Below are 256 nucleotides of genomic sequence, written 5' to 3'. Positions count from 1 at the left end.
CACATGGTTTTTCACACACTATCAGCATAACCCTATAAAAAATCCTAACCGTAAGGACGCCTTTTATGAAAGCAACAGTATTTTTGCCTATGACCCTATCCTTACTCGCGATGGCACTCGTAGGATGTGGCGGAGAAGATGACGGTGTCTACGGTTCAGGCGACAATAAAATCACGCTGACGAGCTTTGGCAATAGCTATGACAACCAAGCCAACGCGAGTGCTATTGCGCGAATTGATCAGACATACCGCACTGG

At 46.5% G+C, this 256-nt stretch carries 1 protein-coding gene; it reads left to right on the top strand.

Annotated elements, in window-relative coordinates:
• Window positions 1-65: 65 nt before the first annotated feature.
• A partial coding sequence (locus AAEZ03_RS28105; protein ID WP_350583225.1) for a hypothetical protein occupies window positions 66-256 on the top strand: 191 nt, incomplete at its 3' end.

The organism is Pseudomonas sp. HY2-MNA-CIBAN-0224, assembly GCF_040310285.1.
GTDB classification, from domain to species: Bacteria; Pseudomonadota; Gammaproteobacteria; order Pseudomonadales; family Pseudomonadaceae; genus Aquipseudomonas; species Aquipseudomonas helleri.
This window is presented reverse-complemented; position numbering and strand designations above follow the sequence as displayed.